The following is a 24,334-nucleotide window of genomic DNA, read 5'->3' as shown; positions in this document are numbered from 1 at the left end:
TTTTCTTGAAAAATATTACCATTGCAATCGATGCGATGGGTGGGGATCATGGCTTAAGTGTAGTGATTCCTGCCTGTGTACGCATAACTAAAAATAATCCTGATCTAAAGCTTATTCTTGTTGGTATTCATGACAAGATTAATGCACAGTTGAAAAAGCAGGGTGTTGTTTCTTCGAAGCAATTTTCTATAGTTCATGCCTCAGAGCTGGTTGCTATGGATGAGTTACCTTCACATGCTTTACGCAATAAAAAAGATTCTTCTATGCGTGTGGCAATTAATCTGGTGAAGGAAGGCAAAGCACAGGCCTGTGTTAGTGCTGGAAATACTGGAGCTTTAATGGCTACAGCGCGGTACGTTTTAAAAACGTTACCTGGGATTGATAGGCCGGCAATTGTTTCAGAACTCCCTACTATGAAAGGTCGTACTTGGGTTATTGACCTAGGGGCTAATGTTGACTCGTGTGCTGAACATTTATTTCAGTTTGCAATAATGGGTTCCGCATTAGTTCAGGCCGTAGCGAATAAACCCAATCCAAAAATCGCCTTATTAAACATAGGCGTTGAAGAAATGAAGGGAAATGATCAGGTAAAGCGTACGGCGCATATGCTTGAAGGATGTACTATGATGAACTACGTGGGTTATGTAGAAGGTAATCATTTTTATACCGGCAATGTTGATTTAGTAGTTTGTGATGGATTTGTCGGTAATGTAGCTTTAAAAGCAAGTGAAGGTATTGCTCAATTATTTTTGGATTTATTTAAAGAATCATTTAATCGTAATTTTTTGACAAAAATGGTTGGTTTTATTGCCTCACCCATACTAAAACGTATTAAAAGTCGCCTGGATCCTTCCCGTTACAATGGTGCTAGCATGTTGGGTTTGAATGGAATCGTAGTTAAAAGCCATGGAGGAGCCAATGTTTTGGGTTTTCAATATGCTATAGAACAAGCTGTTCTTGAAGTAGAAAATGATGTTATTGATTTAGTACGTGCTCAGATAAATGACTTTATTAATCAAGGGTTGCTGTTATGAACAATGCGGTAATTAGTGGTACCGGAAGCTACATTCCCGAGAAACAACTTACTAATATTGATCTGGAGTCAATGTTGGATACCAGTGACGAGTGGATCGTTTCTAGAACGGGTATCAGTAGTCGCAGTATTGCTCAAGACCATGAAACGACATCGTATATGGCATCTAAAGCAGCAGAACAGGCTTTAGATGCCTGTGGGCTTGATGCGAATGAAATTGATTTAATAGTGGTTGCTACCTGTACCCCTGATTATTTTTTTCCTGGTGTTGCTTGTTATGTGCAACATGCTTTAAAAATTAAAAGATCTATTCCTGCATTTGATGTAAGTGCTGCATGCAGTGGGTTTGTTTATGTAATGGATATTGCAAAACAATATATTGCTTCAGGTACAGCAAAACATGTTTTAGTTATCGGTAGTGAAAGTATGTCACGAGCTGTTGATTGGAGTGATCGAGCTACCTGTGTTTTATTTGGTGATGGTGCTGGAGCAGTTGTTTTAAGTGCTAGCGATAAGCCAGGTATTATGGGTAGCGTATTGCATGCTTCTTATGATGTCGAAAAATTTTTAAGCCTTGGTAATGCAACCTCTCAGAATAAGAGCGCAACGATTACGATGCGCGGTAATGAAGTATTTAAATTAGCCGTTAAAATAATGGGCGAGGTTGTTGATGAAGTTTTAGAGCTTAGCCAATTGAAAAGGTCGGATATTCAATGGTTGATTCCTCACCAGGCTAATATGCGAATTATTCAAGCCATAGCTAAAAAATTAGAGCTTTCTATGTCGCAAGTTATTGTTACTATTGGTAATCAAGGCAATACTTCCGCAGCGTCTATTCCTTTAGCTTTGGACTGTTCTATTAGAAACAATCAAATTAAAAGAGATGAATTGTTATTGATTGAATCTTTTGGTGGTGGAATGACTTGGGGTGCTATGGTTATTCGTTATTGACAACATATCATTTATCATCTCAAGTAACTGTAAGACTTTCTGATTTTTATTATGAATCCACATAAAGCCATAACTTTGAGATCTTTGATATACTCAGGAAGGTATTTGAGTTGAAATTTTAGTTCGGAGTTAATTGGATTATGGTAAAAACAGCATTTGTATTTCCTGGACAAGGCTCACAATCTATAGGTATGTTAGCTGATTTTGAATTGCAATATCCGATTGTTGTAGATGTCTTTGCTGAGGCTTCTGAAGTGATTGGTTATGATTTATGGCAGCTCGTTCAACATGGCTCAGAAGAGAGCCTCAATCAAACAGAATATACTCAAGTTGCAATGCTTACTGCAGATGTTGCTGTCTTTCGATTATTACAACAACAAGGTATACCGAAACCTGAATTTATGGCTGGCCATAGTTTAGGTGAATACCCTGCGTTGGTTTGTGCTGATGCGCTGTCTTTAACTGATGCAGTACATTTAGTAGCTCATCGTGGACAGATCATGCAAAAAGCCGTACCTTTAGGTGAGGGTGCGATGGCAGTAATTATTGGTTTTAATGAAGAACAAGTAAGCCTTTTATGTCACGAAGCAAGCCAGGCTAATGAAGTAGTTACCCCAGCAAATTTTAATTCAATGGAGCAAATCGTAGTTGCTGGCCATACTGCAGCGGTTAAACGAGTTATTGCATTAGCAGAAGATGCAGGTGCACGACTTGCAAAAATTATCCCTGTGAGTGTTCCTTGTCACTGCCTTTTATTATCTGACGCAGCAGAATCTTTTGCCGAATATTTAGCACACGTTCACTTTAAAAAACCTTCAATTAAAGTGATTAGCAATGTTGATGTAAGTATTTATCAATCAGTTGAGGATATAAGAGAAAAATTAAAAATTCAGTTATATAGTCCGGTTCGTTGGCTTGAAACCATTCAGTTCTTTAAAAACAATGAGATAGAATTGATTCTAGAGTCTGGTCCTGGAAAAGTTTTAAGCGGCTTAATTAAAAGAATAGATAGATCTTTTAATACAATTAGTATTTACGATACCATTGGTTTAGATAAAGTGGTAGAACAGTTAATTCAATAGGAATTCAATGAGCAATTTAGAAGATAAAGTAGCGTTGGTAACAGGGGCGAGTCGTGGCATAGGCCAGGCTATAGCTCTGAAACTGGCGCAAAAAGCTGCATTTGTTTATGGCACAGCAACAACAGAAAAAGGTGCTGAGCAAATTAATGAATACTTTAAAAAAGAGAATCTTACTGGAAAAGGTATTGTCCTGAATGTTACTAATGCAGAACAAATAGAAAGGGTAATCAATACGTTAGTGGAAGAAAGTCAAGCTCCGGCGATACTAGTTAATAACGCAGGAATTACTGCGGATAACTTATTATTGCGTATGGATGATGATGAATGGTTTAAAGTAATTGAGACAAATTTGAACTCCATATACAGAATGTCTAAAATTTGTATAAAATCCATGTTTAGAGCACGATGGGGTCGTATCATTTCTATTGGTTCTGTGGTAGGTTCAAGCGGAAATACAGGGCAAGTAAATTATACAGCAGCAAAAGCTGGTGTTATTGGTTTTACTAAATCGTTAGCGCAAGAAATTGGCAGTAGAGGCATTACGGTAAATGTTGTTGCACCAGGTTTTATCGATACAGATATGACTACTTCCTTACCTGAAATGGTGAAGGAAGAAATGTTAAAAAGAATTCCTTTACGCAAATTGGGTCAGCCAGAAGATGTAGCTAATGCGGTTGCTTTTTTAGCATCAGAAGATGCTAAATATATTACAGGAAGCACAATTCATGTTAATGGCGGGATGTACATGGATTAAGGCACTTGCGTTATCTGTATAAATGAATAAAATACCACTTTCATTTGTAGTAGTGGTTTGAGGCGAGATGCCAAGTAGCAAGTAGTTAAAATTAAATGGGATGGTATTAACCTCCAAAATTTTTAAAGTTTCAATCAACCGAAAGAGGAAAATTAAGTTATGAGTACTGTTGAAGATCGTGTACGCAAAATTGTTGTTGAACAATTAGGCGTTAAAGAAGAAGAACTGAAAAATGATGCATCATTTGTTGATGATCTCGGTGCGGATTCTTTAGATACTGTCGAATTAGTTATGGCTCTTGAAGAAGAATTTGAAACAGAAATTCCTGATGAAAAAGCTGAAAAAATTACTACGATTCAAGAGGCAATTGATTACATTGAATCTAATTTAGATAAAGAAGAAGCTTAGCTCTTCGAGGAGTCTTCATTGAATAAGCGGCGTGTAGTTGTTACTGGCATGGGTATGCTTACCCCTGTTGGATTAAATGTAAAAGATACTTGGCAGAACATATTGGCCGGTGTTAGTGGAGTAACTGTAGCAGAAGATTTTGATACTGCGGAGTACAATACACGAATCTGGGCTAAAGTTAAGAATTTTAACATTGAAAACTATGTGCCAATTAAAGACGCTCGAAAAATGGATGTGTTTACTCAATACGGTATTGCAGCTGCTGATGAGGCAATACTGAATTCGGGTTTGAAAATTGATCAAGCAGGCGAAAACCGTATTGGCGTAGCTGTTGGTGCAGGTATTGGGGGCATCCAGACGATTACCAATAATCAAGACAAGCTAATGGCAGGTGGCCCACGCAAGGTTTCTCCTTTTTTTATTCCAGCAGGCATTATTAATATGGTTGCCGGCCAGATTTCAATTCGACATCATCTTAAGGGACCTAATATTTCTGTGGTGACTGCATGCACTACTGGAACGCATAATATAGGTTTGGCAGGGCGTATGATCGCATATGGTGATGCTGATGTGATGGTCTGTGGGGGTGCGGAAATGACCTTAACGCCATTATGTTTAGCCGGATTCTCAGCGGTACGTTCCTTATCTAAACGAAATGATGAACCAGAAAAGGCGTCAAGACCTTTTGATAAGGACAGAGATGGTTTTGTAATGGGTGAGGGCGCGGGTGTTCTTGTATTGGAAGAATACGAACATGCAAAAGCACGTGGTGCTAAAATTTATGCTGAACTGGTTGGCTTTGGTATGTCGGGTGATGCGTATCATATTACAGCTCCAGATGAAGATGCTGATGGGGCATCTCGTGCTATGGAGGCAGCAATCAAAGATGCAGGTATCGAGCCTCAGCAAATTGACTATATTAATGCACATGGCACGTCTACCTATCTGAATGATTTAAATGAAACAAAGGCAATCAAACGTGTATTTAAAGAGCATGCTTATAATTTAGCTATCAGTTCTACCAAATCAATGACAGGACATTTATTGGGTGCTGCTGGTTCTGTAGAGGCAATTTTTAGTATCATGGCAATTCAAGATCAAATTGCTCCACCTACTATTAATTTAGATAATCCAGATGAGGAATGTGATTTGAACTACGTAGCACATACACCACAAAATAAAAGCATTAATTACGTACTTAGTAATTCATTAGGTTTTGGTGGGACTAATGGTAGCTTAGTATTTAAGCGAATCTAAATGGCTTATTTAAGACACAAAAAACGTATACTTTATGTAGTAATACTGTTAGTTTTGTCTTTTTTATTTTGGAATTTTTACAATTTAGTAGCAGAGCCACTTGTTCCTAACCAGAGTTCTGCGGTTATTATTAATCTTGATCGTAGTGAATCAGCCTCTCAATTTGCGCAAAAGTTAAAAGATAAAAAGTTAATTCGTTGTCAAAAACCCTTGCTCGTGCTTCTTCGTATTACTGGATTCTCGCAGCAATTAAAAGCGGGAATGTATCAAGTTAAGCCTGGTGAAACTGCACTACAATTGCTTTATCGAGTAATAGCCGGAGATGTTTTAACTCAAAACTTCACTATTATTGCTGGTACCACGCAACAAAAAATTTCACAAGACCTGGTTAAGGCTTCCTATTTGAATTATAACCCGAATGACTGGTCATTCATTCAGGAAAATCATCCTAATGCAGAAGGATTGGTACTGGCTGATACCTATCAATATCAAGGAGGCAGCAGTAGTAAAAACTTATTGGAACATGCTCATCGTAATTTGATGAACTATTTAAATACGGTATGGGCCAATAGAGCACCTAATTTACCCTATAAAAATCCTTATGAGTTACTTACTGCGGCATCAATCATTGAGAAAGAAACAGCTATACCTCAGGAACGTCAACTAATTTCTGGAGTTATGGTTAATCGTTTAAATAAAAAAATGCCATTACAAATGGATCCGACTGTTATTTATGGTCTGGGTACTGAGTATACTGGCAAATTATCGCATAATGACATGCACATAGATTCGCCTTACAATTCTTATCATTATCGAGGTCTACCACCAACTCCTATTGCTATGGTGAGTAAAGAAGCTTTAGATGCTGCATCTCATCCTCAATTGTCTAATTATTTATATTTTGTCGCCAAAGGTGATGGGAGCCACCAATTTTCCGAAACCTACCAACAACAAAGACAAGCTATTGATCACTACCAACGCAAGGGTTTCTAATGTCATTTGTAACCGGGAAGTTAATTGTTATTGAAGGATTAGAGGGGGCAGGGAAGTCTACCGCAATTGATACAGTTATTAATTTCTTGACTCAGCTAGAAATTAATGCAATTACAACAAGGGAGCCTGGTGGTACAGCAATTGGTGAGGCTTTGCGAGATGTTATTAAAAGCTCTGAATATAAAAATATTTTAAATGATAAAAGCGAATTATTACTGTTGTATGCAGCAAGAATACAGCTTTTTGAAGAAGTGATTAAACCCACTTTACTACAAGGAACCTGGGTAGTTGCAGATCGCTTTGAACTCTCTACTTTGGCTTATCAAGGTGGTGGGCGAGGATTAGATCAGTCTCTAATCAATCAATTATCTCTTTTTGCATTAAATGGTTTTAAACCAGACCTGACTTTATATTTAGATATTAGCCCCGAAGAAGGAATGAAACGGGTTAAATCTCGTGGTCAGTTTGATCGTATAGAACAACAGTCTATTGATTTTTTTCACCGTGTTCATGACTGTTATCTTCATTATGTACAAACAAATCCCGATTCAGTGATTATTGATGCAAGCCTACCGTTGCATGAAGTACAGCATGAGATTGAAAAGGCGCTAAGTGAATTTATAGAGCATAAGATATGAATACTTACAAGGCGCAATGGGATTACTTGCACTCAGCATGGATGAAAGAGCGCTATCCTCAGGCTATGTTATTTGTGGGTGCATTTGATGGTAAATTTCTAGATTTTACTACGGAATTTATACAGCTTATTTTTTGTAAGAGTAAAGAGGGTAAACCTTGCCATGATTGCATTGATTGTCAGATGACTCGACGTGGTGAACATCCTGATGTGAAATGGATTAAGCCAGAAAAGTGTGGTGGCTCAATTAAAATTGATCAAATTAGAGAGCTACAAAATTATTCTTATTTAACACCGCAACGCGCTGCCCATCGCTTAATTATTATCCAATCATCTGATCGAATGAATACAGCGGCAGCCAACGCATTACTAAAAATTTTGGAGGAACCAGCAAAGCACACTTTATTTTTATTAATGGCTCAACAATTAAGTACCGTATTACCAACGGTGTTAAGTCGCTGCCAGATACTACGTTTTTCATTGCAAACTAATTTATCTACCATGAATCTTTTATCTCTTGGTCATTATTACACTCAAGAAACACAGCAAGCTTTAATAATTAATCAGGCTGAGTCAATTCTAGAGGGATTAATTGCTGTAATTGAAAAAAAAGAGCATCCTTGTGTTATTGCAACTCAATGGACCCAGTTTGAGCTCAACACTATGTTATGGTTTCTTTATTTAGTGTATTCACAGGTAGAAATAACGCGTGTTTATCCATTAGTACTTACGGGTCCTGCCATCAAGCAGCTGAGTAAATTAACTTTATTGTTAAACCCAATGATTATTTTTGCACAAATCGATAAAATAAATAAATTACAACGAAAATTAAGCCAAAATATAAATGTAAATCATACTTTAGCCTTGGAAGATTTATTGTTTGATTTATAGGAGAAGCTGATATGGACGAAATTCAAAAAATTAGTTGTTCTTTTGATAATCAATCTTCTTTATATCTAGCATATATGCCTTTTGTTAAAGGAGGGGGAGTTTTTATTCGTACACATCATCTTTATCAGTTAGGGAGTGTTCTAATCGTTTCGGTAAAATTAATAGATGAGCATGAAGTGTATCGGGTTGAAGGTAAGGTTGTCTGGATTACGCCAAGAAGTGCTCAAGGCAATAAGTTTACAGGAATTGGGGTACAATTTATTGGTGAAAACGGTCGTTATTTAAAAAATAAAATTGAGAGCTATTTAGCAGAAATGCCCACAGACTATTTAATTTGAGGTTATCAATGTTAGTTGATTCGCACTGTCATTTGAATTTACTGGATTTAACTGAGTTTAATCAGGATTTAGCAAACGTATTGTCACAAGCAAAAGACAATGACGTACATCACTTTTTATGTGTTTGTGTTGAGTTAAGGGATTATCCTAAATTAGAAAAATTAGCTGCTGATTACCCAAATATCAGTATTTCAGTGGGTGTTCATCCGAATAGCGAAATGGATTATCCAGTTACAGCACAAATGCTTTGTGATTTGGCGGCTAATCCTGCGTGCATTGCATTAGGTGAAACCGGTCTGGATTATTACCGTACCCATAGCGAAGAGGGACAAGAAGAGCAACGAGCGCGTTTTAGGGAACATATTAAAGCATCCATAATCACTTCAAAGCCTCTGATTATTCATACACGGCAAGCAGCTGAAGACACTATTAAGTTGATGGCAGAAGAAAATGCACAACAAATCGGTGGTGTCATGCATTGTTTTTCTGAAAGTCTGGATATAGCCTATCAAGCCATTGATCTGAATTTTTATATTTCCTTTTCTGGAATTGTAACTTTTAAAAACGCGACCATATTACAAGAGGTAGCACGGCGAATCCCTATGGACAGAATGCTTATTGAAACCGATTCACCTTATTTAGCGCCGGTACCGTTTCGTGGCAAGCAAAACCATCCTGCTTTAGTGAAGCATGTAGCAGAGATGTTAGCGGAGATTCGTGGAATAAGTTATGATGAATTGGCTGAAATTACAACAAGGAATTTTTATAATTGTTTTAAGTTTCGTTTACTGGAATAAAATGCTCTGAATTTTCAGGCGTTTGCTTAAATAATTGGGTGTACCTCGCATTAATGTAATTCCTTTTTTGAGTAATTTTAAAACATATAGATTTTTATGTTTTCAATAAACTCAAGTATAATATTTCCCTAAATTAATCTGAATGAATAGAAATAAGGAAATATTATGCAATCCAAATTTAGAAAACCTTTCTAAGACATCAACATATCATTTAGCTTTGTTTAAACCCATGATTGATGTTCGTGAATTATTGCATGATGTGGCGCGCGGAGAACATAAAGTGGTTGAAGCGAGGTTAAAGAAAGACATGAGTTTAATGTTTAAAAGGGACAAAGTAACGGATTGCTCCGGACGAACCTTTGATAACGTAAGTAGCTTTGAATATGCACTTTGGGGCTTAGATAAACACATGTGGGCAGTAATGCTTGCGTGCGTACCTCAGAATGAAGAAGGCAATATGATATTCGCAAAATTGATTGCTCAATATAACAAAGTCAACACAAACGGAGTAACTTATAGGCTTAATGGAAAAACAATCACTGAACAGCATTTTAATTTCAAAAATACCATCATTAAAGAGCTGCAAATACAAGAGGACTTGATAAACGTGCCAGGTGCTGATAATCGGGATGCCATTGATAATCAGTGGCGAGAAGGTGTTGGTGCTGCACAAAAGCTACTGCCTGTACATGTTGTTGATGAGTACTGCTCTAATGAACCCTTTTATCCTGTACCTAAATTTACCTCACAGCCAAAATCATCGAAACAATTCTGTAATTGGACTACTGGAAAGGATGAAAATTGGTTTAGCCGTGATTCTAAGTTGCTATTGATTTTGCTATATACAAGGGGACGGCAGAGCGGAGTGGCGGGCGGTGCCGCGTGTGGACAGGCGCTGCTGTGCGCGTCGATTTGGCTGCTTTAACGGCATTATGTGAAGTAAGAACAAAGGATTTTATCAATCTCAAATCGCAACTTGAAGAACAGATGACTTTAGATAATCGTCACCAACGGTTGCATACTATATGCAACTTATGTGGGTGCTGCTGATAGTGTTGATTTAAAATATGATCAATTAGAGTAGTATTATTTCATTATTTGGATAATTCTTTTTTGATGGTTTTGTGTAATAATTTCATCAATAATAAAATCACTTGATTGGAGTAGTACAGTGGAGATTAACCAATGACTTTATACATCGGCTTAATGTCAGGCACCAGCATGGATGGGATTGATGCAGCATTGGTTGACATATCACTGAATAAATTAGTGTGCGGTATCACCAAAAAATACAGTGATCAGGTAAAAAAACGTTTAGACAATATACTTGCTGGTTCTGATTTAAGTCTAGCGTCTATCTGCCAATTAAATACATTAATAGGGCGGGAATTTGGCGCGGTGGCGAATGATTTACTGCGTGAGGCGAAATTATCATCCAGTGCCATTTGTGCCATAGGAAGCCATGGTCAAACTCTATGCCATAATACGAATAGTAGTATTCCCTATACGTTACAATTGGGCTGTGCCCATACGATTTCTTCATTAACTGGCATTACTGTAGTGGCTGATTTTCGCACTCGAGATTTAGTTAATGGGGGGCAGGCAGCACCATTTGCCCCCCTTTATCACCAAGAACTATTTGCCAAAGAGCATGGCTATGTTGCTTTAGTTAATATTGGTGGTATTGCTAATATCACGTTCCTCAATAGTAATAAACTTGCTCAAGGTTGGGATGTTGGTCCTGGAAATTGTTTAATGGATGCTTGGATTGCTAAACATCTGGGAAAATCCTATGATGCTGAGGGCTCATGGGCAAAACAGGGTGAAGTAATTAAACCCTTATTGATGCAGCTCCTTGCTGATCCGTTTATTCAACTTGCTGTGCCCAAGAGTATTGGCAAAGAGTATTTTTCCTTAGCTTGGTTAGAATCTTATTTAAAGCCAGAATATAAACCTGTTGATGTACAAAAAACGCTGATTATGTTAACCGCTCAGACTATTGCGAAGACTGTTACTAACTCTAAAAAAGCTATAAAAGAATTGTATTTATGCGGTGGAGGTATCCATAATAGTCTTTTGCATCAAATAATTGCTGATTTATTGCCTGGAATTAAGGTGAGAAGTAGTGCAGATATTGGGATTAATCCCGATTATGTAGAGGCTATGCTGTTTGCCTGGCTAGCGGCACAGACAATAAATAGAAAAGCCTTGGATTTAAGCGTAATTACAGGTTCTAGGGGACCTGCCATTCTAGGTGCAGTATATCCTATATGATAGAAGTAATTTTTGTATTTTAGATAGCTATGTTTATTAATGAATCATTATTTGAAGCAATAAACAGACACGACTTAGAGCAAGTAAAGCATTTAGTTGAAGAAGTTAAGCTTGATGTTAATAGTCTGCATCTTGATAGTTTGAAATCTCCATCTTAAGAAACTCAACCCATCACATCGAACACGGTAATCGAGTTATTGTGTAATGTGTTAATCTTAGGGACAGACAAGGAGGTTACTCGACCTATAACGCTACCCGTCTCTTTAAGGGAATGCTTCTATCGCTTTATTGATGAGGGACCAATTGAGAATAGTTGACTGACATATTCTATATGTGTGCCCAAATCTGTTTGGGATAAAACTTGTTTTTAAAATCTTCTGAATAGCTTATCGCTTGGATAAAAAAGTCATAAATATAACAGATTCTTTGGACCAATTAAATTTTAATCAACTATATAAAAAAATCGATGTATTGTGCTATATTTTATGAGTGTTTGTATAATAAATAACTATATTTTAACTAAAAGGAATTAAATATGAATAAGATTATTTCTAAAGCCAGTATGTTTACTTTATTGATCAGTATTTCAGTTTATGGATGGGCAGGACCTTGTATGCCTATAGCAAAAGCATGTATGCAAAATGGTTATTATAAAGGTGGTGAAAAAGAACATAAGGGATTAATAAAAGATTGTGTAATGCCCGTTACAATGGGTTCAAAAACACTTCCAAATACAAATTTCGATACTAACCAACTTCAGCAGTGTAAAGAAACTATTGCACAAAAGATAAAAAATAAAATGCACTAGAGACTAGTCGCGCTAAAAATCTGATTTTTGAAGCAATAGACCAAAATCTTCATTATTAAGTGACTTAAATTGGGCCGTACGGCCCAATTTATTTAAGCTTGTTGTAATGACTCCATTATTGCACCTAAAAAGCGGGTTGCTTCACCGCCTGTTACTGCTCTATGATCAAAACTAATCGATAAAGGAAGCATATTATGCGCTTCGACTGCGCCTTTAGTGGTAACAACAGGGCCTTTATATATTCGTCCAACGGCTAATATTGCAACCATAGGGGGAACAATAATGGGGCTTGCAAAACGACCTGCAAATTTTCCAAAATTCGACAGTGTAATAGTAGCACCTTTTAATCTATCGGCAGTAATTTCACGATTGCCTACAGATGTTTTAAATTCGTTAATAATTTTACGTAATTCACTATCAGAACGTTTTGCTACATTGTGAATAACAGGTACAAATAAACCTTCATCATTATCCATAGCCAGGCCAAGATGCACTTCTTTAAAACATTGACGTGCACTATATTTGCTATCAAACCAAGCATTCAGGGCAGGTTCTTTTTGTGATGCATGAACCAGGGCACGAATTATACGTACGGTAATATCCGTTTCAGGCCTCCAGTTGTTTATATCGGCTTCATCAAAAATACTTACAGGAACTACTTCGGTATGAGATTGAACCATGCTATTGAGCATTGCACGTCGTACTCCACGTAGTGGTTCATAACCCACAGGAACTTGTAAGTTTTTATCCGCTTGGGTTTGCACGTCTTCACGAGTAATAACGCCAAACTCACCTGTACTTTTAAGGGTAGATAAATCCACGTCCAATTTTTTAGCCAGCATTTTTACAGCGGGAGTCGCTTTAATACGTTTTTTAGCAGACTGGTGAACACCAATAGTAAAGGTATCCTCACTGATTTCACTGCTTTCTTCTAAATTACCTACTACTGTACCTTTATCAGCTATTTTTGCAGAGGTAGACGTAAAGGTCACTAAGGGTTCTCCCGTTTTAATTACATCACCGGGTTTACCAAATAATTTGCTAATTGTTCCATCTTGAGGGCAGGGAACGTCCACTACAGCTTTAGCCGTCTCCATAGAAACCAAAGGTTGATCCGCAACAACAGTATCACCTTCTTTGACAAACCACTCATGAATTTCCGCGTCAGGTAAGCCCTCACCTAAATCAGGCAGATTGAAAATATTCATTATTACTCCATTATGCTCATAACACTATTTTTAATACGTGCAACACTAGGTATGTATTGTTTTTCCAGTTGAAAATAAGGCATGATGGTGTCATAACCTGTCACACGTTGGACTGGAGCCATTAAGTCAGCCATTGAATTTTCCATAATTAGTGCTGAAATTTCCGCACCAACACCACAGGTTTTTGCTCCTTCATGAACAATCACGCACCGTCCTGTTTTTTCAACCGATGCCAAAATCGTCTCAATATCCAATGGCTTAATCGTTGCCACATCAATTAATTCACAAGAAATCCCTTCATTTGCCAATTGTTTGGCTGCTTGTTGTGTTTCATGTAGGCTAGCCCCCCAACTTATTAACGTTATATCATCACCCTGCTGTAAGGTAAAACATTTACCAATTGGCAGTGCTTCACCATCATCTTCAACGGGTTGTTTTACTAAACGATAAATTCGTTTTGGTTCTAAAAAAATTACTGGATCTGGATTACGTATTGCAGACAGAAGTAACCCATAAGCACGTTTAGGTGAAGAGGGTATGACTACCTGCAAACCGGGGATATGTGCAAATAATGCTTCTGTACTTTCAGAATGGTGTTCAGGAGCCCGAATACCACCACCAAAAGGTGCGCGAAAAACGAGAGGACAGCTCAGTCGTCCCCGAGTACGATTCCTCATGCGTGCAGCGTGGGAGATAATCTGGTTCATTGCGGGATAGATAAAACCCATAAACTGGAATTCAGCCACTGGTCTTAAACCTTGCAAGGACATCCCAATCGCTAAACCTGCAATCATGGATTCTGCAAGAGGGGAATCAAATACTCTTTTTTCGCCAAATCGTTCCTGTAATCCTACCGTTGCCCGAAACACGCCACCGTTTTTACCTACGTCTTCACCAAAAACAACTACATCTTCATTGTGCGCTAACTCATATGCTAAGGCTTGCGTTACTGCCTCAATTAAAGTAATATCAGGCATTATTAACTTCCTCCATAGCGATGGCTCGTTGCTCCACTAAATATTCAGGCAGTTCTGCATAATGATAATCAAAAATGCTGCTGACTGCTTGAGGTGTGGAGCTCAAATATTCATTTACAGCGTTTTTAACTTTTTCTTCACAATTCTTTATTAATGTTTCTTCTTCTTGGGCATTCCACATCTTTCTCTGTAAAAGATATTTTTTAAAGCGCGCAATGGGTTCTTTAGAGCGTGCTTGCTCCACTTCTGTCGAAGGTTGATAGCGCGTCGCATCATCTGCGGTAGTATGATCTGATAAGCGGTAAGAGAGTGCCTCAATTAATGTTGGGCCTTCACCACGACGTGCTTTTTCAATGGCATCGCCAATGATTTGACGTGTCGCTAAAATATCATTCCCATCTATTTGAATGCCAGTAAATCCCGCGGAAATTGCTTTTTGTGCGATCGTTTGCGCTCCCGTTTGTTTCGCTCTTGGAACTGAGATAGCCCATTGATTATTGTTAACCACAAAGACTATAGGTAATTTCCACGTACCCGCCACATTGATGGCCTCATAGAAATCACCTTCAGATGTTCCTCCTTCACCAATACATACCACGGCCACACGTGCTTCGTTTCTGTATTGGAAAGCAAAGGCTACGCCTGTTGCGTGTAAGCATTGTGAGGCAATAGGTACGCAAATAGGTAAATCTTGAGAATTGCAGGAAAACTTACTTCCACGTTCATCACCGCCCCAATAAGAAAGAATTTCTGACATTTTGACACCACGCATGATTTGCGCTGCATAATCACGGTAATATGGAATAAATACATCTTCAGGCTTCATTGCATGACCAATTGCAGTAGAAATTGCTTCCTGGCCATTAATTGGAGCATAAGTTCCCATTTTACCTGTTCTTTGTAACGCAATTGCCTTTTTATCAAATGTGCGAGTAAGAACCATCATAGTGTAGAGTTCTTTCAACGCAGTAGGATCTTGGGCAAAAAGAGGTTCGTTTCCTATCAATTTGCCTTCTTCATTTAGAAGTTGAATGTATGTAATATTAAATTGAGCAACTGTTGCCACGCATGGCTCCTTGTCAACAAAGCGTTTGCATAGCATACTCATAAATTAATTTAAACACCAGTAAATTGAGTGGAATATCGATGAGTCAGAACTTTTCTATTTCCTTAATTTATTGGGATATGATTATGAATACTTTAAACTAAATTTTAATTGAATAAGATGAGAAATATATTGAGTCAATTTGTATTATCGCCACTGGCTTATTGCTCTTCAATGCAAGAGTACTATCAGAAATTGTCCCATTTACCAGGTTTTGTGCTTCTTGAAAGCACAGATAAATCACGTGCTCGCTATGATATTGTTAGTGCTTGTCCTTATGATTCAATTAAAATGGATTCTAGAACCCAAAATAAAGCGCAAGTTCTTGATCAATTAATCCAAAAGTTATCGATGAATCCCTCTGTTGTAGATCTTCCTTTTCAAGGCGGGGCTATAGGTTATATTTCTTATGATTTGGGAGAAACGTTATTCGGAATTGATTCATTGTCACAACCCACATTAAATACAATGCCCATATTAGATCTTGGTTTGTATGATTGGGCTATTATTGTGGATCATTATTGCAAAAAAACCACTTTATTTGCTGCAAATACTCATCCATCGACGTTAGAAATAGTAGATAGAGTTTTGAGTTTGTGGCATGGTGTTGCAATTGCACAGAAGGAAGCCATCTTAAAGAGCGATTTTACTGCATTAATTAGCCAAATCGATTATCAACAAGCATTTTCGGCGATTTATCAAGCATTAATTAGTGGTAGAAGCTATCAGGTTAATTTGACCCAACCTTTTCATGCACATTATGCAGGAGATAGTTGGGAATTTTATAAGAAAATAAGTCAAAAAAATCCTGTTCCTTTTTCTGCATTCCTCAGAACAGAGGACGCAGATATTCTCAGTTTTTCCCCAGAGCGTTTCTTGCAGTATGACCTGGGAAAATTAACAACATCGCCGATTAAGGGCACAATAGGACGTTCTAATGATCCTGTTGAAGATGAACGATTAAAACAGGAATTGGCTGCCAGCGATAAAAATAAAGCTGAAAATGTGATGATCGTTGATCTACTAAGAAATGATTTAGGTAAAATTGCTAAACCTGGTTCAGTACAGGTTACCTCTTTATGTGAGATCGAAAGCTATAATTCAGTACATCATTTAGTAAGCACGATTGAGGCTCAATGTGTACCAAATATTCATCCTTTTCAAGCTTTTTTAGCGTGTTTTCCGGGGGGATCCATAACGGGTGCACCCAAACGTGAATCCATGCGCATTATTCATGAGGAGGAAGCTTACTCCAGAGGCGTTTATTGTGGTGCTATAGGTTATTTTTCACATCATGGCTATTTTGATAGCAATATTGCTATACGTACGATTACAGCCAAAAATAATATTTTGCATTTAGCTGCTGGAGGTGGGATCGTTCTTGATTCAAAATTTAATGATGAATATCGTGAATGTTTTATCAAAATAACGGCGATTATTAATGGACTTAAATAAATTAAAAGAAAAATCACTAATTGACTCGGCAGTTATTGTTCTTTATGAGCGTTCTTCAGACTCATTAATTCTAACGAAACGTAGTGAACATCTACAAGCTCATCCAGGCGAAATTTGTTTTCCTGGAGGAACTTGGGAAGAAGGTGATTATGATTTATTTGCTACTGCGTTAAGAGAATTACATGAAGAATTAGGAATAACTTCTGATAGGGTGAGCTTAATTAAGGAATTAAAAACTCAGAAAACCCTTTTAGGAACTATTATTCATCCGTGGCTTGCCAGTATAGAATCCATTGATCCCTACTATTTAAATCATGAAGAAGTTACAGATTTAATTTGCATACCGATGTCTTTGGTGCAATTGCCTCAAAATTATAAGGACATTATTGTGAGGCGTGGTCGGTTTCGATTTAAAAGTTGTGAGTTTGTCTTTAAAGATAATTGGGTTTGGGGTGCCACAGCTAAGATCATGAAGCAATTGCTCATAAAAGATCCCTTTCCCTAACGGGGCACCTGTCTCGAAGCAAATTAGAAATAGATTAGATCTTAACCCTATTTATAACGATCTTTACGCCACGCTCAGAAATAGATACCCGCAATACAGTCATTACGAAGTAGTAGATATCTTTTGCTCATCCATCTCTGCATTAGTAGGCTCTTTAAGTTCACGACGAAGAATCTTTCCTACATTGGTTTTTGGTAGTTCACTAAAAAACTCAACTATTTTGGGAACCTTATATGCAGTTAAATGTTCACGACAAAAAGCAATTACCTCTTCTGTTGTTAAATTGGGATCCTTTTTGACAATACATGCTTTTACACGCTCGCCAGATTCTTTATCATATACGCCAATGACGCCAACTTCTAAAACGCCTGGGTGCATGCTGATTACTTGTTCTATTTCATTAGGATAAACATTAAATCCTGACACGAGTAACATGTCTTTTTTTCTATCCACTAAATAGATATAGCCTTCTTCATCCATTCTACCAATATCACCTGTTTTTAAATAACCTGATTTTGTAAAGACTAAGGCTGTTTCATCAGGACGTCTCCAGTATCCTGGCGTTACTTGAGGACCTTTGATACAAATTTCTCCGCTGGAACCAATGGGAACTTCTTGTTCATGGTCATCAAGAATAAGTATGTCAGTTGATGGAAGTGGGAGTCCAATACTGCCGTTATATTCAGTAAGCGACATAGGATTAATAGTGGCTGCAGGACTGGTTTCAGTAAGTCCATAAGCCTCTAAAACAGGTGTTCTGGTCACCTCTTTCCAGCGCATCGCGACGCTTTTTTGCAATGCCATCCCCCCAGATAAGGAAAGTTTTAGGTGAGTAAAATTTATTTCTTTAAACTTAGGATTATTTAATAAACCATTAAATAAAGTGTTTACACCCGTTATTGTAGTAAACCCACAATTTTTAATTTCTTTTATAAAATGGTTCATATCACGAGGGTTTGTAATCAATATATTCTTGGCACCAATTTTCATAAAGGTTAGGCAATTTGCTGTTAATGAGAAAATATGATACATAGGTAGTGCAGTGACGATTACTTCATGTTCACTCAGGGTTGGTGCTATCCAGGCATAAGCTTGTAACAAATTGGCCACCATATTGCCATGGGTCAAAATCGCGCCTTTTGCTATGCCTGTTGTGCCTCCTGTATATTGTAAAAATGCCATGTCATCATGGGTGAGCTTTACATGATGTAATATGGACTGTTTTCCTTCCAGTAATGTGTAATTAAAAGAAACCGCATGAGGAATATGATAAGGTGGGACCATTTTTTTTATGTAGTTAACGACTGCATTAAATATTATTCGTTTTACTGGAGAGAATAAATCACCAATTTGAGTCACAATAACATGTTTGAGCATGGGAATAGAAGGTAATGCCTTCTCTATTGTTTTTGCAAAATTTGCAAGAACAATGACCACTTCAGCCCCAGAGTCAGACATTTGTTGGATAACTTCATCACGGGTATAGAGAGGATTAGTATTAACAACAACGTATCCTGCGCGTAAAATTCCAAAAAGCGCTACAGGGTATTGTAAAACATTAGGCAACATAATTGCTACGCGCGCGCCTTTCTCTAATTTCAATTGCTGGAGATAAGCAGCAAAATTACGACTTAACTCATCAAGCTTTGCAAAACTCAGGTTGCTACCCATATTCGCATAAGCAATTTTTTGAGCATATTTGGTGCAAGATTCTTTAAACAAAGCTACTAGAGAGGAGTATTGACTTGGGTCAATTTCATGTGGAACACCACTCTGATATTGTTCAAACCACCGTTTATCCACCTTAATGTCCTTCTGTTATTGTTTTTCACATGTTAGTATAAACAAAAAATCGGGTTATGGATATCATCCTAATGAGTAAAAATACAACACAAACTCAAGCATTTAAGTTAAAAGGCAGACTGTATACATTTACTGTTTTGCATGTATTAAAAACAGATAGTGATTCTTTTAGACAGCAATTAGTTGATACGGTGGCGCGCGCACCTAAATTGTTTGGTCGAACACCCATAGTATTTGATTTATCATCAGTACAGCACTTGGAATTTGATTTATCTGCTTTATTACACATAGTCCGTTTAAATGGCATGATCCCAGTTGCTATTCAGGGCGGGAGCTCTTTTCATGATACTTTGGCACAAAGTCATGGTTTAGCTGTTTTACATGCGTCAGCAACTCAGGATAAGCCTGTTATTGAGCGATCAATTGAACCCACTTCTGCTGAACAGACAAAAACAAAATTAGTGACAACACCAGTGCGCTCAGGCCAGCAATATGTAGCAAAAGGTGCTGATCTTATCGTGACTTCCTCAGTGAGTCATGGAGCTGAATTATTAGCAGATGGTTCCATTCATGTTTATGGTGCTTTGCGTGGCAGAGCTTTAGCAGGTATCTCTGGGGATAAAGAAGCACGAATTTTTTGTCAATCGCTTGAGGCAGAGCTTTTATCTATTGCCGGTTTTTATCGTTTAAGTCTTGCGATAGAACCTTATAATGGTCCCTGTCAAATTTATTTATTAGATGATCACATTCAGATCGAGCCTTTATGATAGATGTTGTTTTTATTTCTGACCTCCATTTACACCCCAAAGAATACGCTATTCAGGAACGTTTTACGCTTTTTCTTGAGTGGGTTCAGAAAAATTCAATAAAAAACATTTATATTTTAGGTGATTTTTTTCATGTTTGGGCAGGTGATGATACTATAAATGATTGGAGTCGCGGTATAGCAGAACAATTGCATTCTTTAAAAAAACAGGGCATTAATCTGTTTTACATGCATGGTAATCGCGATTTCTTATTGGGTGAAAAATTTGCAAAACTGGCAGGATGGACCATTTTATCGGAACCAACAATTATTCATTTAGGTAAAGAAAAGATAATGCTGGCCCATGGTGATCGTTATTGCACTAAAGATTTGGCGCATCAACGATTTCGCTTGCTAACACGAAATAAAATTTTTTCTATTGTATTTTTAAGTCTGTCGGTAAAATATCGTGAGCGGCTAGTAAACCAGGTACGTGCTCGCAGTCAAAATAATGTGAGTAAATCAAGGGAGCAAATGGATGTGGTTGCTGAATCAGTAATTCGACACATGCAAAACCATGGAGTGACTCAATTAATTCATGGACATACACACAAGCCAGGTATTGTTAACTATATGGTTAATTCAGAAAAAATAATTCGATATACACTCAGTGACTGGGATGACAGCCCAAAGTTATTGTGTTATGATACTACAAAGGGGATTTATTTTAGTCATCTTTAGATTTATTGGGAGCCAGCAATGACTGATAATGTTAAGATAAAAGCTAAACAAGATTTAGAAAATATTGTACGCAAGAAAGCGACTCAGGATGCAGAGGATGCTACTCGAAAGCATCGTCAAGAATTGAGGAACTTGCGAGAACAGCAGGATGCGGACAATCTAAGTAACTTATCGAAAAAGAGAGTTAAAACAGATAAGCAAGGTCAAGAGATCAGTCTTTGGGATGAACTTGCACATAAGGCGGATGAAGCAGTGCACTCAGAGCAGCATGCTTATCATGACTGGCGTGCTGCGATGATGTCTTTATTGGCAATGTACTCATTACTGGTGAAAGCCGTCTCTGAAGAACTAGATGTAAAGATAAAGCCACCTATAACTGTTCTAAAACAATTGGTTAGAGAAGAGGTTCTTTATCCTTTAAAAGATAGAATTGTGGATGCAGTTCGTGGTCAGCCTAGAGTCGATTTACCTAAATTAATACATAGTGTGACTATGTCTGATGATAATAAATTAATGATTGATGACGTAAAATGCGCTGGTTCAAAGCCTATTCCCGAGTTTAATCCTGCTTTTAGAACACTGGTTAGTCTTTGGTTAAATGATCAAGGATATGAACCTGCTGCAGAGGATACGTATACGACCAACGATGCACATAAAACGGAACTAACAAAAGAACGATTCGAAGAATTAAAAAATTCTAAAGAATTTGGACTGAATACTTTTCTAGAAGAAAATGTAAATTTGCAATTTAAAGACAGTACATCTCCAACCCCCTAATTTATTTTGGTTGGGCTGGAGAGCTCAACCATATCGCTCATCAAAGTTTCCGGGACACCACTGTGAAATCGGAAAGCTGTGTCTATAGCTAGGATAAATTTATTTTCAATGGCTAGAAGTTGTGCAATACGTTTACTGACATCTCCCCCATATAACTTAGCCAAATACAAATAATCCTCAAAATGGCGAGCCTCAGATTTAACTAAGCTACTATAAAATTTTGCTAGTTCTATATCTTCTAGGTAGGGGATAATTGCCTGAAAGCGTTCACAAGAGCGTGCTTCGATTATAGCACCAATAATAAGTTGATCACATAAACGGGCAATACCATCTTGGCGGGTTACTAATTTGTGCAATTGAGCAGCATATCCTGAAGGATGTAAGGGTCTATATTCAATACCTCGTTTACTCATCATGCGAATCACTTTTTCAAAATGAAGTAATTCTTCACGAGCTAAAGGGGACATTACATCAACCAATTCCTTTTTTTCAGGGTATTTGCTTATAAAGTTAATTGCTGTTGCTGCTGCTTTGCGCTCACAATGAGCATGATCGATCAATAATAAAGGAAGTTGTGTTACTGCATGATTTAACCAGCGTTGCGGAGTTTTGACTTGCAGAAATTTATTTAACGGGTGTAAATCAGTATCTAATTGTTTTAACATGGTGAAAACACACTATACTTTCAAATAAATATTCTTATATCACATACGTTGAATAAATTAAATTGGGTGAAAAATGAGCGAAGAAAAATCAGAGGTTGTATCAAAGGCATGGTTTTCAACTTATGGACTGATAACAGCCGAGCGTATTTTAGGCAAATATAAAATTAAGTTAGCACAAAATGATTTAATAACAGCGATTAAAAGTCCTACTAGTTTTTATCATAAACTTTTAGAAATTCCTTTAAAACATGTTCTTAATGGAATAGTACTGCAGCAGGCTAACGATTATCACGTTTATACACAAAAATTATTTATTGATTATTTATTATCTGGTGAGCATTCTAAAGAAGAGGACACACAGGGAGCAACTACCCGCGAAGATTTGGAGAATGAACGGTTACAATTACTTCTATTAGGTGAGGAATATAATAAGACTGAAGAAGCGCACCATAACTTAATAGCAAGTAGCCAAAGCTCTTTAATAAAAATTACGCGTGAATTTAATGCTGTTATGGAAAAAGCCATTACTGAAATTTCAGAAACACTAAAAAAGATAGGTTCTTCCGATGTCAAAAACAAAGTACCCGAAGCAATCAATCATGCTTTAACATTTTGTAATCTACACGATCAACAATTACAGAGTACTCCATTTCCTTTTATAGAAAGGATGAATGATCTGCTGAAAATACAACTTAATAAAGAGGTAAAAGAAAAGATTATGGATCAATTAGCTGAAGTGTTTGATATAGTAACTAATTTTGATGTAAATGTTTCCTCGTTTGTTGAGGGCGCGGAGGAGATGAGCATCCAGGCCAATTCTTTTAGAGATCGGTTTTATGACAGCATTCTTCGTGTTATGGAGTTGATTAAAATTTTACCTGAATACAAGCTGGATCTTCAGCAAGATATGATTAATAGAGAATCCCTTCATTTCGATAAAAGTATTGGAGCACTTTGATAAAGTTGAGCTTGTAAAATGTCAACAGAGCCAAAAATGAATTTATATTAGCCATAAATGCTGTATTTCATGTACAATACCGCACTTTAAACTACTAACCCTTATGGAGTGCATAATGGCAAAAGAATTAACCTTGTCGATTATTAAACCTGATGCTGTTGCTAAATCAGTGATTGGCCAAATTTACACCCGTTTCGAACATTCTGGTTTAGATATTGTTGCTGCAAAAATGGCTCAATTATCTCGTGAACAAGCAGAACAATTTTATGATATTCACCGTGAACGTCCTTTTTTCAATGCTTTAATCGAATTTATGATCTCTGGTCCAGTAATGATCCAGGTATTAAAAGGCGAAAATGCAGTAATGCAAAACAGAGACATTATGGGTGCTACTAATCCTAAAGAGGCTGCTCCAGGTACAATTCGCGCTGATTTTGCTGACAGCATCGATGCTAATGCTGTCCATGGTTCTGACAGCAATGAAAATGCAGCTCGCGAAATTGCTTTCTTCTTTGAACCACATGAACTATGTGAGCGATAAGATTTAGGTTTGGGAGTGGCTATGATTGAGCAAAAAGTTAATCTGTTGAATTATAATTATCAACAAATGCGTGAATTGTTAAGTTCCTGGGGTGAGCAACCTTATAGAGCACAGCAAATCATACAATGGATTCATCAAGCTGGTTTAGTCGATTTTGCTCTCATGACTAATATTGGGAAAGCATTGAGGGCAAAGCTTTCCCAGTGTTCTCATATAAAAGTACCTGAAATTATAACCTGTCAAAAATCAAATGATGGGACCCATAAATGGTTACTGAAGTTAGATTGTGGGAATTGTATTGAAACCGTATTTATTCCAGAAGCAAGTCGTGGGACTTTGTGTGTTTCTTCCCAGGTTGGTTGTGCATTAAATTGTTCGTTTTGCTCTACCGCAAAACAGGGATTTAATCGTAATCTGACCACTGCAGAAATAATAGGTCAAGTTTGGCTGGCAGTAAGAGAATTATCCAGTAATCAAGGGATTCATGACAAACGAGTGACTAATGTAGTTATGATGGGTATGGGTGAACCATTACTAAATTTTGATAATGTTGTTTCTGCAATGAATATCATGATGGATGATTTCGCTTATGGATTATCAAAACGCCGTGTAACTTTAAGTACTTCTGGGG

The 24,334-nt window shown here is 37.3% G+C and carries 26 protein-coding genes and 1 pseudogene; 22 read left to right on the top strand and 5 right to left on the bottom strand.

All coding sequences use genetic code 11. The features are described 5' to 3' along the window. Positions 1-5 precede the first annotated feature (5 nt). From plsX to WA877_RS08200, 14 genes and pseudogenes are all read left to right on the top strand, one after another. On the top strand, positions 6-1,034 hold the full coding sequence (gene plsX, locus WA877_RS08265) for a phosphate acyltransferase PlsX (RefSeq protein WP_425170442.1): 1,029 nt from the start codon (positions 6-8) through the stop codon (positions 1,032-1,034). Next, positions 1,031-1,984, top strand: a complete 954-nt coding sequence (locus WA877_RS08260; RefSeq protein ID WP_425170441.1) for a beta-ketoacyl-ACP synthase III — start codon at positions 1,031-1,033, stop codon at positions 1,982-1,984. The genes plsX and WA877_RS08260 overlap by 4 nt, the downstream gene beginning before the upstream one ends. 140 nt (positions 1,985-2,124) lie before the next feature. After that, positions 2,125-3,066: an ACP S-malonyltransferase gene (fabD, locus tag WA877_RS08255; RefSeq protein WP_425170440.1), complete on the top strand. Its 942-nt coding sequence runs from the start codon at positions 2,125-2,127 to the stop codon at positions 3,064-3,066. 7 nt (positions 3,067-3,073) lie between these two features. After that, complete coding sequence (gene fabG / locus WA877_RS08250) at positions 3,074-3,820, top strand: 3-oxoacyl-ACP reductase FabG (protein WP_425170439.1); 747 nt, start codon at positions 3,074-3,076, stop codon at positions 3,818-3,820. 159 nt (positions 3,821-3,979) lie between these two features. Next, positions 3,980-4,228: an acyl carrier protein gene (gene acpP, locus WA877_RS08245; protein WP_400186604.1), complete on the top strand. Its 249-nt coding sequence runs from the start codon at positions 3,980-3,982 to the stop codon at positions 4,226-4,228. A gap of 18 nt (positions 4,229-4,246) precedes the next feature. After that, positions 4,247-5,485 (top strand): beta-ketoacyl-ACP synthase II, encoded by a 1,239-nt coding sequence (gene fabF, locus WA877_RS08240; protein ID WP_425170438.1) that lies wholly within the window; start codon positions 4,247-4,249, stop codon positions 5,483-5,485. Beyond that, positions 5,486-6,478, top strand: coding sequence for an endolytic transglycosylase MltG (mltG, locus tag WA877_RS08235; protein ID WP_425170437.1), 993 nt, complete (start codon positions 5,486-5,488; stop codon positions 6,476-6,478). It abuts the gene before it with no gap. Continuing rightward, positions 6,478-7,116: a dTMP kinase gene (gene tmk, locus WA877_RS08230; RefSeq protein ID WP_425170436.1), complete on the top strand. Its 639-nt coding sequence runs from the start codon at positions 6,478-6,480 to the stop codon at positions 7,114-7,116. The genes mltG and tmk overlap by 1 nt, the downstream gene beginning before the upstream one ends. Further along, on the top strand, positions 7,113-8,006 hold the full coding sequence (locus tag WA877_RS08225) for a DNA polymerase III subunit delta' (protein ID WP_425170435.1): 894 nt from the start codon (positions 7,113-7,115) through the stop codon (positions 8,004-8,006). Before tmk ends, WA877_RS08225 begins: the two co-directional genes overlap by 4 nt. 11 nt (positions 8,007-8,017) lie before the next feature. After that, positions 8,018-8,344: a PilZ domain-containing protein gene (locus tag WA877_RS08220; RefSeq protein WP_425170434.1), complete on the top strand. Its 327-nt coding sequence runs from the start codon at positions 8,018-8,020 to the stop codon at positions 8,342-8,344. Between the two features lie 8 nt (positions 8,345-8,352). Next, complete coding sequence (locus WA877_RS08215; RefSeq protein WP_425170433.1) at positions 8,353-9,141, top strand: TatD family hydrolase; 789 nt, start codon at positions 8,353-8,355, stop codon at positions 9,139-9,141. A 142-nt stretch (positions 9,142-9,283) separates the two neighbouring features. Continuing rightward, positions 9,284-10,191 (top strand): annotated as a pseudogene (locus WA877_RS08210) (F-box protein). Between the two features lie 135 nt (positions 10,192-10,326). After that, the gene (locus WA877_RS08205) at positions 10,327-11,415 is read left to right on the top strand and encodes an anhydro-N-acetylmuramic acid kinase (RefSeq protein ID WP_425170432.1); all 1,089 of its coding nucleotides are present in this window, start codon (positions 10,327-10,329) and stop codon (positions 11,413-11,415) included. A 535-nt stretch (positions 11,416-11,950) separates the two neighbouring features. Continuing rightward, a complete protein-coding gene (locus tag WA877_RS08200) occupies positions 11,951-12,223 on the top strand; it encodes a hypothetical protein (protein ID WP_425170431.1) in 273 nt (90 codons plus the stop codon). A 92-nt stretch (positions 12,224-12,315) separates the two neighbouring features. Here WA877_RS08200 and WA877_RS08195 read toward each other — a convergent pair whose 3' ends face one another. Genes WA877_RS08195 through pdhA form a run of 3 tightly spaced genes read right to left on the bottom strand, consistent with a single transcriptional unit; the run spans position 12,316 to position 15,474 of the window. After that, positions 12,316-13,431 carry a dihydrolipoamide acetyltransferase family protein gene (locus WA877_RS08195; protein ID WP_425170430.1) on the bottom strand — a complete coding sequence of 372 codons (1,116 nt, stop codon included), beginning with the start codon at positions 13,429-13,431 and terminating at the stop codon, positions 12,316-12,318. Positions 13,432-13,433: 2 nt separating this feature from the next. After that, complete coding sequence (locus WA877_RS08190) at positions 13,434-14,408, bottom strand: alpha-ketoacid dehydrogenase subunit beta (RefSeq protein WP_425170429.1); 975 nt, start codon at positions 14,406-14,408, stop codon at positions 13,434-13,436. Beyond that, a complete protein-coding gene (gene pdhA, locus WA877_RS08185) occupies positions 14,401-15,474 on the bottom strand; it encodes a pyruvate dehydrogenase (acetyl-transferring) E1 component subunit alpha (protein WP_425170428.1) in 1,074 nt (357 codons plus the stop codon). The genes WA877_RS08190 and pdhA overlap by 8 nt, the downstream gene beginning before the upstream one ends. A 171-nt stretch (positions 15,475-15,645) precedes the next feature. On the opposite strand from pdhA, the gene pabB reads away from it, so the two are divergent. Together pabB and WA877_RS08175 are read left to right on the top strand one after the other, a co-directional pair. Then, positions 15,646-16,968, top strand: a complete 1,323-nt coding sequence (gene pabB / locus WA877_RS08180) for an aminodeoxychorismate synthase component I (protein WP_425170427.1) — start codon at positions 15,646-15,648, stop codon at positions 16,966-16,968. Then, a complete protein-coding gene (locus WA877_RS08175) occupies positions 16,955-17,473 on the top strand; it encodes an NUDIX hydrolase (RefSeq protein ID WP_425170426.1) in 519 nt (172 codons plus the stop codon). Before pabB ends, WA877_RS08175 begins: the two co-directional genes overlap by 14 nt. Before the next feature lie 102 nt (positions 17,474-17,575). Here WA877_RS08175 and WA877_RS08170 read toward each other — a convergent pair whose 3' ends face one another. Beyond that, positions 17,576-19,276, bottom strand: a complete 1,701-nt coding sequence (locus WA877_RS08170) for an AMP-binding protein (RefSeq protein WP_425170425.1) — start codon at positions 19,274-19,276, stop codon at positions 17,576-17,578. A gap of 71 nt (positions 19,277-19,347) precedes the next feature. On the opposite strand from WA877_RS08170, the gene minC reads away from it, so the two are divergent. From minC to WA877_RS08155, 3 genes are read left to right on the top strand one after another with little or no spacing between them, the layout of a single operon-like run. Then, positions 19,348-20,043 (top strand): septum site-determining protein MinC, encoded by a 696-nt coding sequence (gene minC, locus WA877_RS08165; protein WP_425170424.1) that lies wholly within the window; start codon positions 19,348-19,350, stop codon positions 20,041-20,043. Then, complete coding sequence (locus WA877_RS08160) at positions 20,040-20,762, top strand: UDP-2,3-diacylglucosamine diphosphatase (RefSeq protein WP_425170423.1); 723 nt, start codon at positions 20,040-20,042, stop codon at positions 20,760-20,762. Before minC ends, WA877_RS08160 begins: the two co-directional genes overlap by 4 nt. Before the next feature lie 18 nt (positions 20,763-20,780). Next, positions 20,781-21,539: a hypothetical protein gene (locus WA877_RS08155; protein WP_425170422.1), complete on the top strand. Its 759-nt coding sequence runs from the start codon at positions 20,781-20,783 to the stop codon at positions 21,537-21,539. Here WA877_RS08155 and WA877_RS08150 read toward each other — a convergent pair. After that, positions 21,536-22,204 (bottom strand): tRNA-(ms[2]io[6]A)-hydroxylase, encoded by a 669-nt coding sequence (locus tag WA877_RS08150; protein ID WP_425170421.1) that lies wholly within the window; start codon positions 22,202-22,204, stop codon positions 21,536-21,538. The genes WA877_RS08155 and WA877_RS08150 overlap by 4 nt on opposite strands. 73 nt (positions 22,205-22,277) lie before the next feature. On the opposite strand from WA877_RS08150, the gene WA877_RS08145 reads away from it, so the two are divergent. The 3 genes from WA877_RS08145 to rlmN all read left to right on the top strand — a co-directional run. Continuing rightward, positions 22,278-23,162 carry a hypothetical protein gene (locus WA877_RS08145; protein WP_425170420.1) on the top strand — a complete coding sequence of 295 codons (885 nt, stop codon included), beginning with the start codon at positions 22,278-22,280 and terminating at the stop codon, positions 23,160-23,162. A 115-nt stretch (positions 23,163-23,277) separates the two neighbouring features. Next, positions 23,278-23,703 (top strand): nucleoside-diphosphate kinase, encoded by a 426-nt coding sequence (gene ndk, locus WA877_RS08140; protein ID WP_425170419.1) that lies wholly within the window; start codon positions 23,278-23,280, stop codon positions 23,701-23,703. A 21-nt stretch (positions 23,704-23,724) separates the two neighbouring features. Next, positions 23,725-24,334: 23S rRNA (adenine(2503)-C(2))-methyltransferase RlmN (gene rlmN, locus WA877_RS08135; protein ID WP_425170418.1), on the top strand; the 610-nt coding region annotated here is incomplete at its 3' end.

This window comes from Legionella sp. (assembly GCF_049790535.1).
GTDB lineage: Bacteria > Pseudomonadota > Gammaproteobacteria > Legionellales > Legionellaceae > Legionella.
This window is presented reverse-complemented; position numbering and strand designations above follow the sequence as displayed.

What these genes read in the sequence shown, in the direction of transcription:
- mltG (WP_425170437.1), top strand. Translation starts at nt 5,486, where the DNA reads ATGGCTTATTTAAGACACAAAAAACGTATACTTTATGTAGTAATACTG.
- fabG (WP_425170439.1), top strand. Translation starts at nt 3,074, where the DNA reads ATGAGCAATTTAGAAGATAAAGTAGCGTTGGTAACAGGGGCGAGTCGT.
- WA877_RS08225 (WP_425170435.1), top strand. Translation starts at nt 7,113, where the DNA reads ATGAATACTTACAAGGCGCAATGGGATTACTTGCACTCAGCATGGATG.
- ndk (WP_425170419.1), top strand. Translation starts at nt 23,278, where the DNA reads ATGGCAAAAGAATTAACCTTGTCGATTATTAAACCTGATGCTGTTGCT.
- WA877_RS08220 (WP_425170434.1), top strand. Translation starts at nt 8,018, where the DNA reads ATGGACGAAATTCAAAAAATTAGTTGTTCTTTTGATAATCAATCTTCT.
- WA877_RS08145 (WP_425170420.1), top strand. Translation starts at nt 22,278, where the DNA reads ATGAGCGAAGAAAAATCAGAGGTTGTATCAAAGGCATGGTTTTCAACT.
- WA877_RS08175 (WP_425170426.1), top strand. Translation starts at nt 16,955, where the DNA reads ATGGACTTAAATAAATTAAAAGAAAAATCACTAATTGACTCGGCAGTT.
- WA877_RS08190 (WP_425170429.1), bottom strand. Translation starts at nt 14,408, where the DNA reads ATGCCTGATATTACTTTAATTGAGGCAGTAACGCAAGCCTTAGCATAT.
- WA877_RS08200 (WP_425170431.1), top strand. Translation starts at nt 11,951, where the DNA reads ATGAATAAGATTATTTCTAAAGCCAGTATGTTTACTTTATTGATCAGT.
- WA877_RS08195 (WP_425170430.1), bottom strand. Translation starts at nt 13,431, where the DNA reads ATGAATATTTTCAATCTGCCTGATTTAGGTGAGGGCTTACCTGACGCG.
- WA877_RS08155 (WP_425170422.1), top strand. Translation starts at nt 20,781, where the DNA reads ATGACTGATAATGTTAAGATAAAAGCTAAACAAGATTTAGAAAATATT.
- WA877_RS08150 (WP_425170421.1), bottom strand. Translation starts at nt 22,204, where the DNA reads ATGTTAAAACAATTAGATACTGATTTACACCCGTTAAATAAATTTCTG.
- minC (WP_425170424.1), top strand. Translation starts at nt 19,348, where the DNA reads ATGAGTAAAAATACAACACAAACTCAAGCATTTAAGTTAAAAGGCAGA.
- WA877_RS08160 (WP_425170423.1), top strand. Translation starts at nt 20,040, where the DNA reads ATGATAGATGTTGTTTTTATTTCTGACCTCCATTTACACCCCAAAGAA.
- tmk (WP_425170436.1), top strand. Translation starts at nt 6,478, where the DNA reads ATGTCATTTGTAACCGGGAAGTTAATTGTTATTGAAGGATTAGAGGGG.
- WA877_RS08215 (WP_425170433.1), top strand. Translation starts at nt 8,353, where the DNA reads ATGTTAGTTGATTCGCACTGTCATTTGAATTTACTGGATTTAACTGAG.
- WA877_RS08205 (WP_425170432.1), top strand. Translation starts at nt 10,327, where the DNA reads ATGACTTTATACATCGGCTTAATGTCAGGCACCAGCATGGATGGGATT.
- acpP (WP_400186604.1), top strand. Translation starts at nt 3,980, where the DNA reads ATGAGTACTGTTGAAGATCGTGTACGCAAAATTGTTGTTGAACAATTA.
- WA877_RS08260 (WP_425170441.1), top strand. Translation starts at nt 1,031, where the DNA reads ATGAACAATGCGGTAATTAGTGGTACCGGAAGCTACATTCCCGAGAAA.
- fabD (WP_425170440.1), top strand. Translation starts at nt 2,125, where the DNA reads ATGGTAAAAACAGCATTTGTATTTCCTGGACAAGGCTCACAATCTATA.